The sequence below is a fragment of the Chloroflexota bacterium genome (assembly GCA_038040195.1).
Lineage (GTDB): Bacteria > Chloroflexota > Limnocylindria > QHBO01 > QHBO01 > DASTEQ01.
In genome coordinates, this window is the sequence record JBBPIR010000002.1 from 220,177 (window position 1) to 241,568 (window position 21,392).

The window sequence follows — 21,392 nt, forward strand, 5'->3', positions numbered from 1 at the left end:
CGGTTCACGCGCTGCGACGGTCAGGCGCTGACTTCAACCGGCAGATCGGCCAACCGAAGCGATAGGACCCGGCTGACGGCCGCATCGGTCATGGTCACCCCGTAGATCGTGTCCGCGGTCTCGATGGTGGCCCGGTTATGGGTGATGACCACGAAGTCGATCGTCTGGGCCAGCCGCCGCAGGGCATCGGCGAAGCGGGTGATGTTGGCCTCATCCAGGGCCGCGTCGACCTCGTCCAGGATGCAGAACGGCACCGGGTTCACGCTCAGCATGGCGAACAGCAGAGCGACGCCGGCCAGGGCGCGTTCCCCTCCGGAGAGCATGGCCAGCCGCTGGAGTCGCTTGCCCGGGGGCCGCACCGCGATCTCGATCCCGCCCGGGGCTTCGCTTTCCGCGTCCTCGGTCAGCTCGAGGGTGGCACTCCCGCCGGCGAACAGCAGCTGACAGTATTCGTCGAACCGCTGCCCGATGGCGGCGAAGGCCGCCTGGAACTGCTGGCCGATCTCCAGGTCCAGGCGAGCAATGAGGGCCTCGGTGGATTCGGCAGCTCCCCGCAGGTCCGTCTCCTGGGCGCTCAGCTCCTCCAGCCGGGTCGACAGCTCCCGATGCTCCTGGATCGCAAACGGGTTGACCGATCCGATCTGCTGCAGGGTGCGCCGGGTCTTGCGCATCTCATCGGCCAGCTCGTCATCGGCCAGGTTCTCTGGGGTGGGTCGATCGTCCTCGCCCGCGGCCTCCGCGCCTGCAGGCTCGGGCAGTCCTTCGAGCGAGAGCTCGCGCTCGCGATCCAGCCCGGCCAGCGCTTCGTCCAGCCGCGAAACCTCGGCCACGACCTCCTGCCGAGTGCCTTCGAGCTCCGCTAGGCGGCCACTTCCCCCGCCGCGTTGCCGCTCGGCGTCCAGAAGCGTCTCCCGCTCCGTGGCCCTGGCTTCTTCGGCGCGCGACCGCGCGTCCGCCGCCGACTCCTCCGCCGCCCGAGCGGCCGTCAGCGTGCTTGTCGCCTCCGCCAACCCGGTCGCCAGGCCCTCCCGCTCCGCGGTGAGGCGGGCGAGCCGCTGTTCCAGCTGATCGACCCGCTCGGCATGACGTGCGTCCGTGGTGCGGCGGTCCACCGTCTCTGAATCCTGGGCATCCGCGGCCAGCACGGCGCGATGCCACGCGTCCCGAGCCGCGTCTCGTTCCGCGGTCGCCGTGTCGCGCCGGGCACGCGCCTCGAGCGCCGCCGCCTCAAGTCCGGCAAGTTCCCGTTCGAGGTCGGTAGGGAGCACGGGAATGGCCAGCGTCGCGGGGAGGGCTGCCAGCTCCGCGACCAACGCGTCCCGCTCGTCGTTCACGCGCGCGAGTCTGCCATCCGCCGTGGCCGCTTCCTCGTCCGCCCGCCGCCGGCCGATGCGCGCGGCGTCGACTGCCGCCAGTGCGGCATCGGCGGCGGAACTGGAGCGCTGGAGCGCGGCGTTGGCCGTCGCCTGCCGTTCGCGGGCGGCGCCGAGGTCGGCCTCCAGGCGCGCCGCGTGGCTGGCCAGTTCGGCGCGCCGGGCGGCGCGGCCGGGCGGAGCTCGGAGCTCACCGGCTCTGCCGCGAACCGTAACCACTCCACGCGCGTCAGCCAGATCGCCGGAAAGCGTGACCGCCGCCCATCCGTCGGGGAGGCGCGGCCATCCCTCCAACAGGGCCTCGATGCCGGGCGCGACCACGGTCCGATGCAGGACGTCCGGCGCGACGCGCTCCCCCAGCACCTCGGCCAGGGTCTGGGTCGCGCCCACTGCCCCCAGGGCCGCCTCGCGCCCCGGCGGCATGCCGTTGGCCGGGCGCACGAGATGCGCATCGCCCGAGGTGTCGGCCACCGCCGCGTCGGCTCCCGGCCGCCATAGGAAGGCGCGCTCGACGTCACCCAGGACGGCGGCCACCGCCAGCGCCACGCCGGGCGGAACCGGTCGGAGCCCATCACGCAGGGTCGTCCAGCCGTCCGCCCGGAGGCGCTCGACCAGGTCGTTGGTGGCGTCGTCCCCGGCCGCTTCCAGCTCGGCCAGGTCTGATTTGATGCGGGCTGCCCGCTCCTCGAGCTCGGCCAGCGCCACGCCGGCACGGGTCGCCTCCGCGGCGGCCGTCTCGCGTTGCTCGGCGGCCAGCGTCATCCGAGCCTCGGCCCCTTCCAGCTCCACGGCGGCCACGCGGAGTACGTCGGCCAGCCCGGCGACGGTCGCGCTGGCCGCCGTGAAGGCCGTTTCAGCCGCCGTCCGCTCCCGCTCGAGGCGCTCGCGGCGCGCGGCGGTGACCGCAGCGCGCTCGGCGGCATGCCCCGTTTCCGCCAGCCGGTCGGCCTCGCGTCCAAGCAACGTGGCGAGGGCCTCCTCGGCCGCGAGGAGCTCCCTGTCAGCCTCCCGGGCCCGCTCCGCGGCCTCGTGCCATAACTGCTGTGCGGCAGACGCGCTGTCGCGAAGGGGGTCAGTCCGTCCAGCGCTCGACGGTTCTCCGGCGATCGGTTCCTCGGCGGTCAGCTCGGTCAGCTCGCGCCCGGCCCGATCGGCCTCCGCTGCCAGGTCCAGGTCGCGCTCGACCAGGGAGTCATGCCGCCCCTCGGCCCGGATCACCGCCTCGCGGGCCGTCTCCCAGTCGGATGACGCCTGGCCGCTCGCGCGTTCACCGGCCCAATAGCGCTCCTCGGCTTGCTCGACCGCCTGGCGGCCGGTGGCCTGAGCCGCCCGCTCGGCTTCGATATCCGCCGTCACGGCCGCCGCGCGACGACGCGCTTCGCCCAGGCTCGATTGCAGCACCTGGCCCCGGCGGGCATGGTGCTCGAGGACGAGTGCCCGCGCCCGGCTTCCGAGGCGGTCGTGTGCCTCCTGGTGCTCGGCTTGGAGGGCCAGCCGCCGAACCTGGGGCCGCAGCTCGCGGACCAGGTCCGAGACCCGGGTCAGGTTGTCGCGGGCCTGGGCCAGCCGCGAAAGCGCCTCGTTGCGCCGGACCTGGAGTGACTTCACGCCGGCCGCTTCTTCGAACAGCTGGCGCCGTTCGTCCGGGCGCAGGGACAGCGCCGCATCGACCGTCCCCTGCCCCACCACGACCAGCTCGTTGGCCCCCAGTCGCCCGGCGGCGAGCAGCTCGACCACGTCGCGCAGCCGTGCGCGGGACCCGTTGATCAGGTACTCGGGATCTCCGGACCGGTACGCCCGGCGCGTGATGGTCACCGACTCGAACTCGATCGGCAGCCAGCCGTCGTGGTTGTCGAGGGTGAGGGCAACCTCGGCCATGCCGATCGGCCGACGTGCCTCGGAACCGGCAAAGATCACGTCATCCGCGCGCCGGGTGCGGAGTGACCGGTTCGACTGCTCGCCCAGCACCCAGCGGATCGCGTCGGCCATGTTGCTCTTGCCGCTGCCGTTGGGCCCGATGACCGCGGTGACCCCGGGCTCGAAGGTGAACCGAGTTGGCTCGGCGAAGCTCTTGAAGCCGTGGAGACGGAGCTCCTGCAACCGACTCATGGCGTCCCCGCGGCCAGGTGGTCGAGGGCGGCCTGTGCGGCCTGCTCCTCGGCCCGTTGCCGGCTGCTGCCGTTCCCGGTTCCCAGGGACTCGGTGCCGACCACGACCTCCACGGTGAACTCCTGGGCGTGCGCTGGTCCCAGCGATCGGACCAGCCGGTATGAGGGACGCGTGCCGTGCTGTCGCTGGCTCCACTCCTGCAGCCGGCTCTTGGCCGATTTCGGGGTGTCGGCATCCGAGGGTGCCAGAAGCGACGCGAGAAGCGGTGCGAAGGCGGCCTCGGTCGCCTCCAGGCCCTCGCTGAGATAGATGGCCCCGACCAGGGCCTCGAACGCACCCGCCAGCAGGGACGGGCGTCGCGCGCCGCCCGCCTCGACCTCGCCGCGGCCCAGGAGGAGGTGCTGGTCGAGGTACAGGTCCCGGGCCATGCCGGCCAGCGCGGCCCGGTTGACCATGGCGGCGCGGTGGGCGGTCAGGCGCCCCTCATCGGCCCCCGGAAAGCGCGCATACAGCAGGCGGCTGGCGATGAGGCCCAGCACGGCATCCCCCAGGAACTCGAGGCGCTCGTTGTTGCCGGCCACCAGGCCCGGGTTCTCGTTGGCGAACGAGGCATGCGTGAATGCCTGGCGGATGGCGTCCGGGTCATGAAGGGCGATGCCGAGTTGCTCACCCAGTTCGTGGATGGTGGGTGAGGTCACGGGGAGAACCTACTGCTGGCGTTCCTCGATGTACTCGACGGCATCGGAGACCTTCTGGATCTTCTCGGCATCCTCGTCCGAGATCTCCATGCCGAACTCTTCCTCGAGGCTCATGATGAGCTCGACCAGGTCAAGCGAGTCGGCGTTCAGGTCCTCGACAAATGCCGCCTCCGGCGTCACATCGGTTTCTTCAACGCCGAGCTGCTCAACGATGATCTTCTTGAGCCGGTCGAACGTGGTGCCGTCGGTCACCCTTCGTCTCCCTCAGGTGTTGATCTTACCGCGCTTCGGAGGACGCCTCCGACGAGTCGGGCGGCCGAGTCCCCGGCGTAGGTTTGAGCGAGAGACACGGCGTCCCGGATCGTCCCAGCGCTCGGAATCGCGGCGGAGTATAGCACCTCAAACAGGGCACTCCGGAGGATGGATCGTTCGACTCGGCCGAGCTCCGAGATGGGGATTCGCGGGGCCCGGGCGGCGATCTCGGCGTCCAGCGCGGCCTGGTGCCGGACGACCCCCGACACGATCGCGCGAGCGTGCTCAACCAGGGCAGGCTCGGTCCCCCAGTCGGCCGCCAGGCGCTCGACCGCAGGCCCCGCCTGCTGGCGCGGGAACTCGGCCTCGAAGAGCGCCAGCAGGGCCAGGCGGCGGGCCCGCAGCGACGCCCGCTCGCGGCGTGCCACCCTAGGGTGCAGGTTCCACGGGTACGGCGGTCTTCTCCTCGGCCGCAACCCCGAGCGGCGCCTCGCCGAACAGCCCCGGGTGGCGGCGGCTCCAGTCCGCGATGACGGCCGGCATGTCCACCGCTGCCGCCTCGGAGCCGACGCGGATCGCGTTCTCGACCATCCGCGCCTTGGCTCGCCCATGGGTCACGATGCTCACCCCTCGCACGCCGAGCAGGGGTGAGCCTCCGAATTGCTCGTAGTCGAACCGATGCCGGAGCCGATCGATCCCGGGCCGCAGGGCCAGGACGGCCAGCGGCGCCACGAGGCCCCGCAGGAGGTCCTCGCGGATGGAGCGAAAGATGTACGAGGTCAGTCCCTCGGTGAGCTTGACCATGACATTGCCGACGAACCCGTCACACACCACGACGTCGGCCACGTGACCCGCCAGGTCGTGGGGCTCGACGTTGCCAACGAAGTGCAGGTCGGACGCCCGCAGGCGGACGTAGGCCTCGCGCGTCAGGGCATCCCCCTTCTCGGGCTCCTCCCCGATGTTCAGCAACGCGACCCGTGGCGACGCCACGTGGAGGACACGCTCCGCGTAGAGCGACCCCATGGCCGCGAACTGGACCAGGTTGTGCGGCTCGCAGTCCACGTTGGCCCCGACGTCGAGGAGCACCAGCGGGCCGGACGGGGTCAGGAAGTAGGCGGGCAGGGCCGGCCGGTCGATCCCTTCCAGGCGTCCCAGGCGGAAGATGGCGGCGGCCATGGTCGCGCCGGTGGAACCTGCGCTGACGACCGCATCGGCCTCGCCGTCCCGGACCAGGTCGGTGGCCACCCGGATCGAGGACCGACGGCGGCGGATGGCGGCAGCCGGTGACTCCCCCATCCCGACCACCTCGGGCGCGTCGACGAAGGAGACGCTGGCTGGCTGGCCGCGCCCGAACTCCGCCACTTCGCGCTCGATGCGCGGCACGTCGCCGACGAGGATCACCTCATCGGCATGCGTCGCGGCGTAGTTGATCGCTCCCCGAACCACCTCGCGCGGGGCGAGGTCGCCGCCCATCGCGTCGACCGCGATGCGCATCCGGCGGCGGCTAGCGGCTGCTCTCGGTCGGAGTGGGCGCCGGCGGGGGCACCACCTCGCGGCCGTTGTGCCAGCCGCAGGTCGGACACACGGTGTGGGCGCGCTTCAGCTCGTGACAGTGGTCGCACTCGACCAGCGTTGGGGCGCGCAGCGCCAGATGGGCGCGCCGTTCACCCTTACGCGACTTCGAGACCTTACGTTTGGGGACGCCCACGCGGCACTCCTGTTGGACCTAGGTTGAGGACGCCGCAGTATAGACGCGGCCTGCTCCGGTCACCACCGCCTCACTCGGAGGGTGGCTTCCAGTCGGCAAGGGGCGCCAGCCGCGGATCGATGGAGGCTTCCGCATGCTCGTGCGCCCCATCCTCGAGTCGCCGTCCGCACACCAGGCACAGACCGCGGCAGTCTGACCGGCACAGCGGATGCATGGGCTCCGCCAGCAGCAGCTCATCGGTCAGGACCTGGGCCAGGTCGAGCTCGTGGTGGGAGTCGATGCGCGCCACTTCGGCGTCAGCCGGCCCGATGACCAGGCCCGCCCCGGTGGTGGGATCGACGCTGGGCAGGAATTCCTCGCGAATCACCACCTCGACCGGTTCGTCGAATTCGTCGAGACACCGGATGCACGTCCGACGGGCCAGCGTCCGAACCCGCCCATCGACCACGATACCCCGATTCGTGCGCAGCAGCCGCAGGCTGCCCAATAACCGCCGTCCGCCAGGCGCGGTGGGATCGGTCCAATCCAACGGGCCAAGCTCGACGGTCCGCCCTGCTCCAGCGGGCTCGCGCAGCAGACCCGCCACGCTGAGGCGGGTCACCCCGATATCGGCGTGCCGACTGCGCGTTCCGGTTCGGGCTGGATGGGCACGGCGTCGAGCGTGCCCGATCCCCGCCGCTGGTCGAGCATCTCGATCCCGTGCTTGATGCTGGTCAGCGCCTTGGTGACCTCCCCCTCGAGGCGGATCAGGACGCCGGTCGCGTATTCGTCGGCCCCGTGTCTGACGTCGCCGGCTTCGCGGTTGGCCTGTTCGAGGATCTCGCCGGCGCGCTGCTGGGCCAGCCGGACCAGCTCGCGCTCCTCCAGCATCTGAGCGGCCTGCTCTTGGGCACGCGCGATGATCGCGTCCCCTTCCTCGCGGGCGTGCTCGACGATCCGGCCTGCCTCCCCAGTGATGCGCTGGGCCTGCCGGACCTCCTCGGGCATGGCGACCCGAATCTGGTCCACCAGCTCGAGCACGGCTCCCTGGTCGACGACCACGTTGTTGGTGAGTGGGACCCTCGTCCCGGTGGCGACGAGCGCTTCCAGTCGCTCGACGAGGAACAGGATGTCCGTGACGATGACCTCCGTCGGCGGTTGTCGGCGATTCTACACCGGGCCGCGGATGTCGTACATCGTCATACCGACCGCTGGCGACGCAGCGCCGCATCCACGCCGGGTGGGACCATGGGCGAGACGTCGCCCCCGAACGCCGCCACTTCCTTGGCCAGGCTGGATGACACGTAGCCGAACTCCAGCCCCGTCATCAGGAACACGGTGTCGATGCCGGGCGCCAGGCGCCGGTTGGTGTGGGCCATCTGGAGCTCGGCCTCGAAGTCGCTGATCGCGCGCAGGCCGCGAATCACGAAGGCCGCCTGGTGGCGCTTGGCGAACTCCACGGTCAGCCCGTCGAAGGCTTCGACCACGACCGATGGGCCTAGGTCGGCGACCTCGGCCACGATCAGGGCGACCCGTTCCTCCACCGAGAACAGGGGGGTCTTGCGCGGGTTGCCCAGGACGCCGATGACGAGCCGGTCGAACACCGCCGCCGCGCGCCGAATGACATCCAGGTGGGCATTCGTGATCGGGTCAAACGAACCGGGGAAGACGGCGACGCGGGTCATCACTCCTCCTCCAGGAAGGTCAGGGCCGTTTCACCGAAGCGCCGGTTGCGGGTCGGGGACAGCCGCAGTCCGGACGGCATCGGCGTGCGCCAGAAATGCTTGACTACCACCAATCCCCCGGGCGCCAAGTGCGGGATGAGCCGCTCGAGCGGCAGGTCGAGTGTACGCTCCGCGTAGGGCGGATCGAGGATCACGACCTCCCATGCCGGGTCGGTGGCCGTGGACAGGAACGCGAGCACGTCCGCGGCGTGGACGTCGGCTCGGTCGCCGAGCTTCGTTCGCTTCAGGTTTTCCCGGATCGCGGCCACGGCGGCCCGGCCACGTTCCACGAACGTCGCGCTGGCGGCTCCCCGGGACAGCGCCTCGATCCCGACCGCTCCGCTCCCCGCGTACAGGTCCAGGACGCGCGCATCCAGGATCCGGGCGCCGATGCTCCCGAACAGCGCTTCCTTGACCCGATCGCTGATCGGACGGGTGAGCCGGTCCTTGGGGGCGACCAGGAGCTGGCCCCGGGCCGAGCCGGCAATCACTCGCATCCCCGCGGCCTCAGGCCGCGTCGCCGGAGGGGTCCGGCGGGGCGAAGGCGCGTTGCTCGCGGACCAGCTCGGGCCGCCCCGTCAACGTGGGATCGGAGCCGACCAGCGAGCGGGCCAGGGTCCGTGCGCGGCCCGCCAGCTCGAGGTGGCGGGGATCGAAGAGGGACGCCACGCGCAGGGGTGGGAGCCCGGACTGGCGCGTGCCCAGTACGTTGCCCGCGCCCCGCAGCTCGAGGTCAGCTTCGGCGATCGCGAAGCCGTCGCTCGACCCGCGGACCACCTCGAGCCGTTGCCGCGCCACGTCATCGACGGCATCCGACACGAGGATGCAGAAGGACCGATGCGGGCCGCGCCCGACGCGGCCGCGCAGCTGGTGCAACTGGGCCAGCCCGAAGCGATCTGCGTCCTCGATCACGATGACCGCGGCGTTGGGGATATCGATGCCGACCTCGATCACGGTCGTGGCCACCAGCACGTCGGTCACCCCGCCCGCGAATCGCTGCATGGCCGCTTCCCGCGCGGTCGCCGGCTGCTGACCGTGGACGAGGTCGATCCGGAGGTCCGGCAGCGCGGCCCGAATCCGTTCCGCTTCAGCCTCGGCGGACGCCGCGGTCAGCGCGTCACTCTCCGCGATGAGCGGCACCACGACGAACGTCTGCCGGCCGGCGCGCGCTTCCTCGGCGATGAATGACTCGATTTTCGGCAACGCAGACCGGTCGCGCAGCTCGGTCCGGATCGGCTGCCGGCCGGGCGGTGAGTGGCGGAGGGTGCTGATGGCCAGGTCGCCGTAGACCGTGAGCGCCAGCGTGCGCGGGATCGGCGTCGCCGTCAGCGCCAGCATGTGCGGCTCGAGGTCCGCGGCCTTGGCCTGCAGGGCGGCCCGCTGGGCGACCCCAAACCGGTGCTGCTCGTCCACGACCGCCAGCCCCAGGCGCTGGAACGTGACGCCCGCGCTGATGACGGCGTGCGTCCCCACCACGACGTCAGCCTCGCCTCGGCCCAGGCGGCGGTGGATCCTGCGCTTGTCGGCGGCCGGCAGGGAGCCTGACAGGAACTCGGCGCGCACCCCGAGGGCCTCGAGCAGGGGGGCCAGCCCGTCGTGATGCTGTCGGGCGAGGATCTCGGTGGGGGCCATCAGCGCCCCCTGCCAACCACCCCGGCACACGACGGCGAGGGCGACCGCCGCGACGGCCGTCTTGCCGGAGCCGACGTCGCCCTGCAGGAGACGCCGCATGGGCTCGTCGCCGGCGAGGTCGGCCGTGACCTCGGCCACCGAGCGGGACTGGTCGGCGGTGAGCCGAAACGGAAGCGCGTCGAGGATCTCGGCCAGCGTCTCGACCGACACCGTGATGGGCGGCGCGCGCCGATGCGACCGGGCGGCCGCCGCCTGGGCCAGGGTCAGCTGGAGGCCCAGGAGCTCGTCAAACGCCAGGCGGTCGAGCGCCGGCTGGAGGTCCGCCATGTCGTCGGGGAAATGCGCCGTCCGGATGGCGAGCGCCAGATCGACCAGGCCGACCCGCTCCCCCGGCCGCAGCGGGTCGACCACCGCCGGCAGGCACCGATCGAGGACACGGGCCAGCAGCTCGCGGACCCGGCGCAGGGTGACCCCACCCACCAGCCGATACACGGGCACCACCCGGGCGGTGTGAACCGACTCGCGGGTGGCCGGCGAGAACTCGGGATTTGCGAACTGCATCCGCCACCCCTGGGCGGCGACCTTGCCGCTGACCACGATCTCGTCGCCGGCCCGCAGTCGGCGCTCGATGAAGCGCCGGCCGAACCAGATGGCCTCGGCGCTGCCCGAGGCGTCGGAGAGCTGGGCAATGGTCCGCGGCGGGCGCCGACCGAATCCGGGCTCGGAGCGGATGTCCTCGACGCGCACGCGTGCCGACTGCTTGTGTCCGGGGTTGAGGTCGGCCAGGCGACGCAGGTCGCTGAAGTCGTCGTAGCGGAACGGGAGGTACAGCAGGGCCTGGCGGGGGGTGTGAATCCCGAGCCGGATGAGCGTGGCCAGGCCGCCGGCCAGCTCCGGCAGGACCTCGCGGATCGGTTGGTCGAGACGCTCCGAAGTGACGGCCCGCGGCGGGATCCCGGTTCGGCGAGCGGCGGTCGCCGAACGCCGCGGACCCGATTGCATGGCTCGATCGTAGCGTGCTAGCATCGGTCCAGTCCGGCTGCCCGTCGGTGTGGGCGCCGGCTTCTTGGTGAGTGGAGGCCGAATGGCCCGCGTCTGCGACATCTGTGGCAAGCGACCCATCACCGGCTGGAACGCGCAGTCGGTGGGAATGAACCGCAAGCGCGCGGGGCGTCGCTGGTTGCCGAACCTTCAGAACCTGACCGTGGTCCGCAACGGCCAGCCGGTCAGCGTGCGCGCCTGCTCCCGCTGCCGGCGCACCTCCACCAAGGCCTAGCTGCCGAGGTCCCGAGCCGAGTCGATCAACAGGGTGAACGGTCCATCGTTCACCAGCTCGACCTCCATCGCCGCCCCGAAGCGGCCGGTCGCCACTTCCGCACCCGCCTCCCGTAAGCGCGCCACGAACCGCTCGACCAGCGGCTCCGCGACGGCAGGCGGCGCTGCGGCGGTGAATCCCGGGCGGCGACCGCTGCGCACGTCGGCCAGCAGGGTGAACTGGCTGACGACCAGCAGCGTGCCGTGGACATCGGCCAGGGAGAGGTTGGTCCGACCGGCGGGATCCTCGAAGTAACGCAGCCCGATCAGCTTGGCCGCCATCCGATCCACCACCTCGGGACTGTCATCGGTGCTCACCCCGACCAGGACCACGGCCCCGTGTTCGATCCGCCCTGCCTCTACGCCAGCCGCCCGCACGCTGGCGCCTGACACGCGCTGAACGACCAGCCGCATCGACCTACGGCGAGCCCGACGGGGAGCTGCCGGGCGGCTCCGGGACATCGGCCGCCGTCACGAGGGAATAGTCCTCGCCCTCGATCGGTCCGCCCAGCGCGTCCTCGGTGAACTCCGCCGCGGCATTCCAGATCATCCAGCCCGCGGCCCCGTTGTCGGCCAGCGCCTGCATCTCGGCCCGGACGTCGGCGGCGGTGTAGGCCCGGAACGACCCGTACCCGAAGTCCTGGATCCAGGGCCGAATCCGGAGCGGGAGGCCGACGGCCTGCTGGTTCATGATCTCCAGGGTGCCATCGATCATCTCGTACGGGTGCTCGTTGGGTTCGGCAATGTCGAATACGCCCGCGTAGTAGTGGCTCGGATAGACCATGGGGCTGAAGTAGTCGACGTAGGGCATGATCACCTCCGGTCGCTGCCCGATCCCCTGGTCGTCGGTGGCGATGAAGCTGATCGGGAAGACGTCGGCGGCCAGGAAGGTGCGGCGCCAGGCGAGCTCATCGGAGATGACCCGCATCACGCGCTGGATGGTCGGAAGCCGGAAGGACTGGGTGTGCGGCAGGTTGGTCTGGGCCAGCTCGTACGGCCCGTCGCTGTAGAACCGGATGTAGTCCAGCTGCACCTCGTCGAAGCCGCGCTCGGCCAGGTCCGCCGCGATGGCCGCCACGTACTCGGCCACACCCGGGTTCCCGGGGTCGAGCCACACGCCTCCGCCCCAGTCGGTCCACGGCTCGCCCGTTTGCACGTTGCGGACCGCCAGCTCGGGCCGCGCCACTCCGAGCGTGTTGTCCTTCATGACCACGACCCGGGCGATGGTGTAGATCCCCCGCTCCTTCAGGGCGGGCAGAAGCTCCTCGAGCGTGAACACCGGTGAGGTCATGATCGCTCCGCTATCCTGGGCCTCGGCCAGGTCGGTTGCGTAGTAGAGCCACCCGCCAGTCTCCTTGACGTCGATGACCATGGCGTTGGCCTCCGTCCGATCGATGAGGTCCAACATGGCGTCCAGCCGGCCCGCGCCCTCGAACACGGCCGACGGCGCATACAGGGCGCGTGCCCGGAACGTGGGCAACGTCATGTCCTTCTCCATCTCGTCGTCGGCGGCAATGACGCCCAGCCGATAGCCGGGCGCCTTGTAGATGAGCGTCCCGGTCTCGGGCACGCCGGACAGGGCGTAGCTCCCGTCCTCGCCCGTTCGAACCCCGGCCGCCTGACCCTCGACGAACACCCGGGCGCCGACGATCGGCGTGCCGGTCTCGTCACGGACGGTGCCTCGCACCGTGTTGTTGCGCAGGCCGATCGAGACGTCCCCGTCGGGCGGGACGGTCCCCGATCCGGGGTCGAATCCATCGGCCTCCGCGATCACCTCGCTGCCCGCCAGGGCGCTGACAGTGGCGGTCCCCTCGGATCCGGTGGTCGCCTCACTCTCGCCCACCGCCACCCGCGCCCCCGGCACCGGCGTTCCGGTGACGGCGTCCTCCACCCTCACCGTGAGCGGGCGTGGGGTCGGCTGAGGGGTGGGCAGGATCGGGATCGCGCCACTGCAGGCCGCCACCACGGCCAGGCACAGCACGGCCATCGCCGCGCGGCCAGGTGCGCGGCCGCGAGTACCGCGGTTCACGCGGGCATCCGGGCCAAGGCGCGGAAGCGTTCGACGACCGGCGCCAGGTCTCCGCGCTCCTCGTACAGGGCCGACCCGACCACCAGCACGTCTCCACCGGCTCGATACGCGGCCTCGATCGTTTCCAGGTTGACCCCTCCATCCACCGCGATCGGCAGGTCCAGGCCCCGACGGGTGGCCTCGGCGGCCAACGATTCCAGCTTGGGCAGGACATCGGTCAGGAACGGCTGGCGGCCAAAGCCTGGGTGCACCGTCATGACCAGCAGCAGGTCGATGCGCTCGAGATAGGGATGGACCGCCTCGGCCGGCGTCTCGGGGTTCAGCGCCAACCCGGCCTGGCGGCCGGCTCGCTGAATGACCTCGATCACCGCGTCGGGGTCGTCGGCGGCCTCGACATGGAAGACGATGACGTCACTGCCGGCGCCCACGAAATCGGCGGCGTAGCGCAGCGGATCCTCGATCATGAGGTGGGCGTGGAACGGGATCGCCGTGTGGGACCTGAGCGCGGCCACGACCGGCGCCCCGAACGAGATGTTTCCCACGAAATGCCCATCCATGACGTCCAGGTGGATGGAATCCACGCCCCCGGCGGCCGCCCGAGCGACTTCCTCCCCCAGACGAGCGAAGTCGGCGTTCAGGACGCTCGCCGACAGGTGCGGCGCTCGGCGGGTCATGACGTGGGGACCGTCACGCGAGCACGAGCTCCCTCTCGGGCTGCGGCCGCAGCGAGCGCCGGGCGAGCTGGGCGTGGAGCTGCCCACAGGCGGCTTCGATCGAGCGGCCGCGAGTGTCGCGCACGGTGGTCGCCACCCCGGCGTCCCGCAGGATGGCGGCAAAGCGGTCGATCCCGGTCCGGGGCGTGCCGAGCCACGGCGCGGCCGGGGTCGGGTTGAGCGGCATGAGGTTCACGTGGCACAGCCACCCGCGAGCCAGTTCGGCCAGGTGACGCGCCTCGTCCGGCGCGTCGTTGACCCCGTCGATCATGACGTACTCCAGGCTCACCCGGCGGTGGGTCCGGCTCGCGAAGCGGCGCCCCGCGTCGAGGACCGCGGCGATCGGCCACTTGCGGTTGATGGGCACCAGCTCGTCGCGGAGCGCGTCGTGCGCGGCGTGCAGGCTGATGGCCAGGTTGACCTGGGGCAGCTCATCGGTCATGCGGTTAATGCCGGGGACAACGCCCGAGGTGCTCACGGTCAGGTGACGAGCGCCGATCGCCAGGCGCGTGGGATCGTTCAGGTGCCGGACCGCGTCGAACACCGCCTCGACGTTGAGCAGGGGCTCCCCCATCCCCATGAACACCACGTTGAGGTGGCGATCGGGGTCGATCGTGCGGGCCCGCGCCCGGCGCCACCACAGGACCTGGTCCACGATCTCGGCCGCGGAGAGATGGCGCCCGAAGCCACCCTGCCCGGTGGCGCAGAACGGGCAGCCCACCGCGCAGCCGGCCTGGCTGGAGATGCAGATCGTGGTCCGGGGCGCCGATCCAGCACGCCCCGGGTAGCGCATCAGGACCGACTCGATGCGTTGTCCGTCGGCGAGCTCATGGACGGCCTTCTCGGTCAAGGCCCCTTCGGTGCCGACCACCTGCGTGGCCCCGATGCTCGAGAAGCGGAATGCCCCGGCTAGGGCCGCCCGCAGACGGCGCGGCATATCGGTCAGGTCGTCGAAGCCCTGGGCGCGGCCGGCGGCCACGCCGGATGCGACCTGGCGCGCACGGTAGGCGGGCTCGCCCCGGGCAGCGAACCAGGCAACCAGCTGATCTGTCGCGACCTCGCTGATGGCCGGCAGCGGCTCAGCGGGGTGAGGATCAGTCACGACGACCCATGACCAGGCTCAGGTAGTACAGGAACGTCAACATCGCCGTCAGGGCCGCCGCAACGTACGTCCAGGCCGCCGCCTTCAAGACCGCGCGGGCGCCGTCCTGGCGCTCCCCGGTCATGCCCAGGCCCTCGACGAAGGCAAGGGCACGCCCACTGGCGCCGATCTCGACCGGGAGCGTGATGAGCGTGAACCCGAACGCGATGCCGAAGCCGATGAGGCCGACCACGGCCAGCCCGGTCAGGTTGAGCCACAGACCGGCAATGATCAGCCACGGGGCCAGCGACGAGCCGAAGTTGGCGGCCGGCACGATGAAGGATCGCGCGGTCAGCCACCGGTCGCGCTGCCGATCCTGGAGGGCGTGTCCAACTTCGTGGGCGATCACCGCGGCCGCGGCCACGGACAGCTGCGGACCGGCCGAGACCGCGTCACTCCCCGCCACCGTCTGGCTGACACGCAGGATCTTCGCGCGTGGGTCGTAGTGATCGGTCAGCTGGCCGGGCGTGGGTTCGATCTGGACGTTGGTCAGGCCCTGCCGGTCCAGGAGCCGGCGAGCGAAGTCGTATGCGCCCAGGTTGATCCCGGAATCGACCTTGGACCAGCGTCCGTACGTGGAGCGGACCCGCCAAGCGGCCCAGCCGCTGATCGCGACCATGACCACCAGCAGAACAATGTACGTGGGGTCGAATATGAACATCGGTCAGGTGCCACCTCCAGGCGCCGTGGGCGAGTATACCCAAGGCGGCCGGCACCGCCCTCAGGGGCCGAATGGACCCGCCCGTCAGTCGGGCGCCGCGTCCCCGCCCAGCAGGACGTGGTCCCGGCTGAGCCCGTTGCGCCAGGCGTCCGCCGCCATCGGTGGCCGGCCCTCGGGCTGCACGGTCTCCAGGGCCAGGGCACCCAGCCCGCAGGCGACCATCGGCGGGGTGCCGGGCAGCAGTGAGCCAATGGGAAGGCCGGGCAGGCCGCTGACCGGGTGCGCACGGCGAATGTGCAGGCGCCGCCCGTCGAGAGTGGTCCAGGCCCCCGGCCAGGGCTGCAGGGCGCGCACCTGGCGGTCGATCGCCTCGGCGCTCCCTCCCCAGTCGATCCATCCATCGCGCCGCGTGAACTGTGGTCGGTACGTCGCCTGCGACTCGTCCTGCTCCTGGACATCGAGGCGGCCCGTCGCCCAGTCGGCCAGCCGCGGCGGGATGACCTCGGCCGCCAGAACGCCCAGCCGCCTTTCCAGCTCGGGTGTTTCCTCGCGCCCGGAGAGCGGAATCCGCCACTGTCCGACCAGCGGCCCCGCGTCGAGGCGCTCGACCATGATCATCAGGCTGATCCCGGCCTCCGGGTCCCCGGCCAGGATGGTGGAGGCCACCGGGGCCGCACCCCGGTGGCGAGGCAGGAGCGAAGGGTGCACGTTGAGCGGGGGTCGCGGCGCCACGGCCAGCAGATCGGCCGGGACGAGCTCGCCGTAGGCGACCAGGAGCAGGCCATCGGGTCGAAACGCCGCAATCGATTCGCGCGCCTCCGGCGAACGGAGCCGCGGCGGGGTCAGCACATGCATCCCGTGCGACCGGGCGGCGTCCGCCACGGGTGCCGCCCGCTCGTGGAGTCCGCGGCCCGCCGGGCGGTCCGGGCGGCTCAGGACCAGGACCTCGTCTGCCAGCTCAGGAAGCCGTTCGAGGAGCGGAACGCCGAACGCGCCGCTTCCCAGAAACGCGACCCGGCCCAGCACTAGATGCTGGCCGCCGCCTCTTCTTTCACCGTCTCGGAGGCCTCGCTCACCCGGACCAGCTCTTCGAGCGATTCCAGGTAGTCGATGTACAGGGCCCCGTTCAGGTGGTCGATCTCGTGCTGGAGCGCCCGCCCCAGAAGCTCGTCCCCCTTGACGCGGAATTCCTTGCCATGTCGGTCGCGGGCCTTGATGGTCACCTTCTCCGCGCGCTCGACCTCGGCCACGAATCCGGGGATCGAGAGGCAGCCCTCCCAGTCGACCACGCTTCCGGATCGGCGGACGAGCTTCGGGTTGATGAGCTCGGTGATCTTGCCATCGATCTCGATCACGGCCACCTGGAGCGGAACGCCGACCTGGTTGGCGGCCAGGCCGATGCCGGGCGCGTCTCGCATCGTCTCGAGCAGGTCGTCCAGGAGCCGATGGAGGGAGGCATCGAAGTCGGCGACCCGCTTCGTCTTCTCGCGCAGCGTCGGCTCGTCGGCGGTCAGGATGCGGCGGACGACCATGCCCGCATTGTAGAGGAGCCGGTGTGGAGGCTAGAGCAGGGACCCGGGATCGACGTCGATGCCGATGCCCGCCGGCACGCGCTCCAGTGAGGCCGCTCGGGCGTCCTCGGTCGCCGCACGGACGACGACCTGCCACCGCCAGCGGCCGGCCCGGCGCGGAACCCAGGCCGGCACGGGGCCCAGGACGTCGACCCCCGGGCCGGCGACCGCGGAAGCGGCGGTATCGGCTCGGACCTCGCCGCGCCGGCGATCGGCATCCGCCACCAGCAAGCGGGCCAGCCAGCCGTAGGGCGGATACCCGAAGGCCTCCCGTCTGGGCAGCTCGCCATCCACGAACGCGTCCACGTCGAGCCGCGCCGCGGCCCGGATGGCCGGATGGTCGGGCGCGTAGGTCTGGATCACCACCTGCCCGCTGAGCGGGCCGCGGCCGGCGCGCCCGGCCACCTGGGCCAGGAGCTGGAACGTCCGTTCCGCCGCGAGGTAGTCCGGCAGATGCAGGGTCACGTCGGCCGCCACCACCCCGGCCAGCGTGACCGACGGCAGGTCCAGGCCCTTGGCCGCCAGCTGGGTGCCGACCAGGACGTCGACGCGTCCCGCGACGAAGTCGTCGTAGATGGACTCGAAGCGACGCCGGGCGGCAACCGCATCGGAATCCAGGCGAGCCACCCGCAGCTGAGGGAACCGGGACCGCACCTCGGCCTCGACGCGTTGGGTACCGGCGCCGAAATAGCGGATCCGCGGGCTGTTGCAGTTCGGGCAACGGGTTGGGAGGACTGCCGTCCGACCATCGTGGTGGCAGCGCAGCTCGGCGGTGGCCAGGTGGTGCACGAGCGGCATCAGACACTCGGGACACCGCAGCGGCTCCCCGCAGTCGCGGCACAGGACGAAGGTCGCGGCGCCGCGCCGGTTGATGAGGAGGATCGCCTGCTGGCGGCCTGCGGCCAGCCGGGCGAGGCCATCGGTCAAGGTCTCCGACAGCACTGACCGATTGCCCGCCGCCAGCTCGGCGCGCATGTCGACGATGGTCACCCGGGGCGCCGCGCCGACCCGACGGGTCGCGAGGCGCACGCGACGCGCCGCGCCGGTCCGCACCCGGTACACGCTGACGACATCGGGCGTGGCGGAGGCCTGCACGACCCGCGCACCGGTCAGGGCGGCGCGCTGGCCGGCCACCCATCGGGTGTCATAGCGAGGGGTGCGATCGGCCTTGTAGCCCGTATCGTGGGCCTCATCCAGGACCACCAGCCCAAGGTTCCGGAGCGGAGCAAAGATCGCGGATCGGGTGCCGACGACCACCCGCGCCTCCCCGCCCATGATGCGGATCCATTCGTCGTGCCGCTCCCCGGCCGAGAGCCCCGAGTGGAGCACCGAAAGTGCCGGTCCCGCCGTCGCGTGGAGGCGGTCCGCGATCTGCGGGATCAGGGTGACCTCGGGAACGAGCACGATCGCATCCCGGCCGGCGGCGAGGGTGTCCTCCACGGAGGCCAGGATGACGTCGGTCTTCCCGGATGCGGCGACGCCCTCGAGCAGCAACTCCCCGCCGGGGGCGAGGTCCGCGATCGCGCGGATGGCGGCGGCCTGCTCGGGCGCCATGTCCGCAGCCGCGGTCTGGCCCGGGGGCCGATGACTGAGCGGGTCGCGCCGGGTCGTCAACCAGTCGAGATCAACCCACCCGGCGGCTTCGAGGCGGCGGGTGGGTTGCAAGAGCGACGAAGCCGGGCGGGCCAACCGCGCGCCGAGCTCGGCCAGTGATAAGGTCTCGCCGGGTCCGACGGCGTCGAGCAGCGCCCGCTGGAGCGGCCCGGAGACGGGACTTCCGGGCGTTCGGCGGCGGCGAACCACGTGGATCCGTCGCGGCCCGGCTGCCGGTGGTCGCAAGCGCCACGCGGCGCGGAGCGCACCCGCTCGTCGGCGACCCTCGAGCCAGCGGGGCGACACGTCATCGGCGAGGCGCCGCAGCTGGCGCTCGGTGAGCAGCGTCCCGACCTCCAGCTCGCCATCGCCCGCCTCCCCGTCCCCCGCACCGGCAGCGCCCAGGGCGGCGGGCTCGAGGACCTCCCACCGCCGCTCGAGACGCGACTCGAGGCCCGGCGGCAGCATGGCGGCCAGCGTCGTCCCGATCGGGGCGCGGTAGCGGATGGCGATCGCCTCGGCCAGGGCCAGCAGGTCCGGAGTCAGCAGGGGGTCGGAGACGATCGACTCGACCGGCAGCGGGGCGTCGACCGAATCCGGTTGGCCTGCCAGTAGGTAGCCCAGCGCCAGGCGGCCACCATATGGGACGAGCACGAGCGAGCCGGGCTCGGGTGTCGTCCCGCGCCCCAACCGGTAGGTGAACGTCCGCTCGGGCCGGTCCGCCTGGGCATCCACTGCGACCCGGACGAGCGTGCCGTCGTCCGGAGCGGGCATCAGGAGCCGTTCACAGGCGCACGCGGCGCGGTGGGTCGCGGCGCGCCTGGGCCTGGATGACCTCCCATATCCGCTCTGCCGCCTCTTCGACGTGGCCCGTTTCGTTCACGACGATGTCGTCGTAGTCGGTGGCTGCCGCAATCTCGGCCGCTGCGTTGTGGCGCCGCAGCGCCTGGCTGGCTGCGTCTTCCGATCCGCGCTTCGAGAGGCGGTCGTTGAGAACGTCCATCGAGGGCGGCATGACGAAGATCAGCAGCGCATCCGGCACCCGGCGCCGGACCTCGCGCGCGCCCTGGGGGTCGATGGTCAAGATGGCGTCGCGACCCGCGCGCAGGATGCCGCGGACCTGGTCCAGGGGTGTCCCGTACCAGTGCCCGTGGACTTCGGCGGCCTCGAGCAGCCCGTGCTTGGCCTGCAGCCGTTCGAACTCGTCGGTGGTCATGAAGTGGTAGTGCACGCCGTCGATCTCGGCCGGGCGGCGGGGCCGGGTCGTCGCGGTCACGATGGGCACGACCTGTGGATGGCGCCGTGCCAGCTCGGCCACGATCGTGCTCTTGCCCACCCCCGACGGGCCGCTGACCACCACCAGCATCGGGTTCGGGAACGCCATCCGCTTGCTCATCGAGTCGATGCCTCCGCCACGACCTCGTCCTGGACGGCGGCCCCTGAACCCACCGGCAGAGCAGCCGCGGTGATACCGCTGGCGGCCAGGCTGGCCGCCAGGTCTGGGGGCAGCTCGCTCCAGGCTTCCAGTCGGGCGCCATCGCTCGGTCGGGCGAATGCGAGGCGTGCCGCGTGCAGAAATTGGCGCCGCAGCTCGCCGGGCCCCACGCCTCCGCCATATCGCAGATCCCCCGCGATGGGCAGCCGCAGGTAGGTGAGGTGGGCCCGCAGCTGGTGCGTCCGCCCTGTCTGTGGCTGCAGGCGAAGCAGCGTGTAGCCACCCCCGCTGCCGATGACCTCGTAGTCCGTGACGGCCGATCGGCCGCGCGCGACAACCGCCATCCGCTGGCGGTCACGTGGGTCTCGTCCGACGGGCGCCTCGATCCTGCCGAGCGCCGCGGGCGCCTCACCGCGGACCAGTGCCACGTACTCCTTGTCCACTTCCCGCTCGCCGAACTGCCGCATCAGGGCGGCCTGGGCGGCATCGGTCTTGGCCACCACCAGCAGACCGGAGGTGTCACGGTCGAGCCGATGCACGATGCCGGGTCGGCCCACCCCGGCGATGGAACCCAGCGACTCCTTGCGCGAGGCAGCCCGTCCCAGCAGGGCGTGGACGAGGGTCCCGGTCGGGTGGCCGGCGGATGGATGCACGACCATGCCGGCCGGCTTGTCGACCACGAGCACGTCGTCGTCCTCGTAGACGACACGGATGGGGATGGCTTCCGGCACGAGGGTCGGATCCGGCGGCGCCGAAAGCGTGATCCGGAGCTGCTCCCCGCCCGTGAGCCGATCACTCGCCCGCCGGGGGCGGCCATCCACCAGGGCCCGGCCGTCGCCGAGCAGCCGTTGGGCGTGCGCGCGTGAGATTCCGGCCACGGCGGCCACTGCCACGTCGACGCGTCCGGCGGGGGCGGGGCCTTCCAGGATCCGCTCCCCGCTCGCGATCATGCGGCGCTGGCGGCGGCGCGCCGATCGAGGACCGACAGGAAGAGGACCAGGCCCAGGATGCCGACCACGACCGATGCATCGGCCACGTTGAAGGTCGGCCAGCGGAGGGTCCCGATGCCCACCGACACGAAGTCGGGCACTGAGCCGTCGAGCACGCGATCGGTGAGGTTGCCCAGCGTCCCACCCAGCACCAGGCCCAGGAGGGCTGCGGCCAGCCCGCCACGCACCCGCCCGGTCAGATGGACCCACGCGATGGCGACCAGCGTCGCGACGCCGACCGCGATGAAGAAGATCCCGCCACCCTGGAGCAGGCCGAATGCCGCTCCCTGGTTCTCGGTGTGCCAGATTTGGACCAGGTCCCCGGCCACCGGGACCTGCTGCCCGAGGTCGATGTTGGCCACCACCCACGCCTTGGTCAGCCGATCGAGCAGGTAGACGACCGCGGCGGCACTCAGGAGCAGACCCGTCTGTGCCCACGGTCGTCGCAAGGGGGAGTCGCTCATGGCCTTC

The 21,392-nt window shown here is 71.6% G+C and carries 23 protein-coding genes; 1 reads left to right on the forward strand and 22 read right to left on the reverse strand.

Features of this window, described 5'->3' with window-relative positions:
* Positions 1-20 precede the first annotated feature (20 nt).
* The 11 genes from smc to recG all read right to left on the reverse strand — a co-directional run bounded on the left by smc (position 21) and on the right by recG (position 10,477).
* Positions 21-3,482 carry a chromosome segregation protein SMC gene (smc, locus tag AABM41_05170; protein MEK6191703.1) on the reverse strand — a complete coding sequence of 1,154 codons (3,462 nt, stop codon included), beginning with the start codon at positions 3,480-3,482 and terminating at the stop codon, positions 21-23.
* The gene (rnc, locus tag AABM41_05175) at positions 3,479-4,180 is read right to left on the reverse strand and encodes a ribonuclease III (protein ID MEK6191704.1); all 702 of its coding nucleotides are present in this window, start codon (positions 4,178-4,180) and stop codon (positions 3,479-3,481) included. Before rnc ends, smc begins: the two co-directional genes overlap by 4 nt.
* A gap of 9 nt (positions 4,181-4,189) precedes the next feature.
* A complete protein-coding gene (gene acpP / locus AABM41_05180) occupies positions 4,190-4,432 on the reverse strand; it encodes an acyl carrier protein (GenBank protein ID MEK6191705.1) in 243 nt (80 codons plus the stop codon).
* Positions 4,429-4,860 (reverse strand): transcription antitermination factor NusB, encoded by a 432-nt coding sequence (locus AABM41_05185; GenBank protein MEK6191706.1) that lies wholly within the window; start codon positions 4,858-4,860, stop codon positions 4,429-4,431. Before AABM41_05185 ends, acpP begins: the two co-directional genes overlap by 4 nt.
* Before the next feature lies 1 nt (position 4,861).
* Complete coding sequence (gene plsX / locus AABM41_05190; GenBank protein MEK6191707.1) at positions 4,862-5,926, reverse strand: phosphate acyltransferase PlsX; 1,065 nt, start codon at positions 5,924-5,926, stop codon at positions 4,862-4,864.
* Positions 5,927-5,936: 10 nt separating this feature from the next.
* Positions 5,937-6,140 carry a 50S ribosomal protein L32 gene (gene rpmF / locus AABM41_05195; GenBank protein ID MEK6191708.1) on the reverse strand — a complete coding sequence of 68 codons (204 nt, stop codon included), beginning with the start codon at positions 6,138-6,140 and terminating at the stop codon, positions 5,937-5,939.
* Positions 6,141-6,210: 70 nt separating this feature from the next.
* Complete coding sequence (locus AABM41_05200) at positions 6,211-6,741, reverse strand: DUF177 domain-containing protein (protein MEK6191709.1); 531 nt, start codon at positions 6,739-6,741, stop codon at positions 6,211-6,213.
* Complete coding sequence (locus AABM41_05205; protein ID MEK6191710.1) at positions 6,738-7,181, reverse strand: hypothetical protein; 444 nt, start codon at positions 7,179-7,181, stop codon at positions 6,738-6,740. The genes AABM41_05200 and AABM41_05205 overlap by 4 nt, the downstream gene beginning before the upstream one ends.
* A 137-nt stretch (positions 7,182-7,318) precedes the next feature.
* Positions 7,319-7,804, reverse strand: a complete 486-nt coding sequence (coaD, locus tag AABM41_05210; protein ID MEK6191711.1) for a pantetheine-phosphate adenylyltransferase — start codon at positions 7,802-7,804, stop codon at positions 7,319-7,321.
* On the reverse strand, positions 7,804-8,340 hold the full coding sequence (rsmD, locus tag AABM41_05215) for a 16S rRNA (guanine(966)-N(2))-methyltransferase RsmD (GenBank protein MEK6191712.1): 537 nt from the start codon (positions 8,338-8,340) through the stop codon (positions 7,804-7,806). Before rsmD ends, coaD begins: the two co-directional genes overlap by 1 nt.
* A gap of 10 nt (positions 8,341-8,350) precedes the next feature.
* Complete coding sequence (recG, locus tag AABM41_05220) at positions 8,351-10,477, reverse strand: ATP-dependent DNA helicase RecG (GenBank protein MEK6191713.1); 2,127 nt, start codon at positions 10,475-10,477, stop codon at positions 8,351-8,353.
* 82 nt (positions 10,478-10,559) lie between these two features.
* On the opposite strand from recG, the gene AABM41_05225 reads away from it, so the two are divergent.
* Complete coding sequence (locus AABM41_05225) at positions 10,560-10,751, forward strand: bL28 family ribosomal protein (GenBank protein ID MEK6191714.1); 192 nt, start codon at positions 10,560-10,562, stop codon at positions 10,749-10,751.
* On the opposite strand, the gene dtd is transcribed toward AABM41_05225, so the two are convergent.
* The 11 genes from dtd to lspA all read right to left on the reverse strand — a co-directional run bounded on the left by dtd (position 10,748) and on the right by lspA (position 21,385).
* Positions 10,748-11,203 carry a D-aminoacyl-tRNA deacylase gene (dtd, locus tag AABM41_05230; GenBank protein ID MEK6191715.1) on the reverse strand — a complete coding sequence of 152 codons (456 nt, stop codon included), beginning with the start codon at positions 11,201-11,203 and terminating at the stop codon, positions 10,748-10,750. The two genes, AABM41_05225 and dtd, sit on opposite strands and share 4 nt — an antisense overlap.
* A 4-nt stretch (positions 11,204-11,207) precedes the next feature.
* Positions 11,208-12,818 (reverse strand): putative glycoside hydrolase, encoded by a 1,611-nt coding sequence (locus AABM41_05235; GenBank protein ID MEK6191716.1) that lies wholly within the window; start codon positions 12,816-12,818, stop codon positions 11,208-11,210.
* Positions 12,815-13,492 carry a ribulose-phosphate 3-epimerase gene (gene rpe, locus AABM41_05240; GenBank protein MEK6191717.1) on the reverse strand — a complete coding sequence of 226 codons (678 nt, stop codon included), beginning with the start codon at positions 13,490-13,492 and terminating at the stop codon, positions 12,815-12,817. The genes AABM41_05235 and rpe overlap by 4 nt, the downstream gene beginning before the upstream one ends.
* Before the next feature lie 13 nt (positions 13,493-13,505).
* Positions 13,506-14,633: a 23S rRNA (adenine(2503)-C(2))-methyltransferase RlmN gene (rlmN, locus tag AABM41_05245; protein ID MEK6191718.1), complete on the reverse strand. Its 1,128-nt coding sequence runs from the start codon at positions 14,631-14,633 to the stop codon at positions 13,506-13,508.
* The gene (locus AABM41_05250) at positions 14,626-15,333 is read right to left on the reverse strand and encodes a zinc metallopeptidase (protein MEK6191719.1); all 708 of its coding nucleotides are present in this window, start codon (positions 15,331-15,333) and stop codon (positions 14,626-14,628) included. The genes rlmN and AABM41_05250 overlap by 8 nt, the downstream gene beginning before the upstream one ends.
* A gap of 84 nt (positions 15,334-15,417) precedes the next feature.
* Positions 15,418-16,359, reverse strand: coding sequence for a methionyl-tRNA formyltransferase (locus tag AABM41_05255; GenBank protein MEK6191720.1), 942 nt, complete (start codon positions 16,357-16,359; stop codon positions 15,418-15,420).
* Positions 16,359-16,865 (reverse strand): peptide deformylase, encoded by a 507-nt coding sequence (gene def, locus AABM41_05260; GenBank protein ID MEK6191721.1) that lies wholly within the window; start codon positions 16,863-16,865, stop codon positions 16,359-16,361. Before def ends, AABM41_05255 begins: the two co-directional genes overlap by 1 nt.
* A gap of 30 nt (positions 16,866-16,895) precedes the next feature.
* On the reverse strand, positions 16,896-19,271 hold the full coding sequence (gene priA, locus AABM41_05265) for a primosomal protein N' (GenBank protein MEK6191722.1): 2,376 nt from the start codon (positions 19,269-19,271) through the stop codon (positions 16,896-16,898).
* Positions 19,272-19,281: 10 nt separating this feature from the next.
* On the reverse strand, positions 19,282-19,893 hold the full coding sequence (gene gmk / locus AABM41_05270) for a guanylate kinase (GenBank protein MEK6191723.1): 612 nt from the start codon (positions 19,891-19,893) through the stop codon (positions 19,282-19,284).
* Entirely contained in the window at positions 19,890-20,882 is a 993-nt protein-coding gene (locus AABM41_05275) for an RluA family pseudouridine synthase (protein MEK6191724.1), read from the reverse strand. Before AABM41_05275 ends, gmk begins: the two co-directional genes overlap by 4 nt.
* Entirely contained in the window at positions 20,879-21,385 is a 507-nt protein-coding gene (gene lspA, locus AABM41_05280; GenBank protein MEK6191725.1) for a signal peptidase II, read from the reverse strand. The genes AABM41_05275 and lspA overlap by 4 nt, the downstream gene beginning before the upstream one ends.
* Positions 21,386-21,392: the final 7 nt, after the last annotated feature.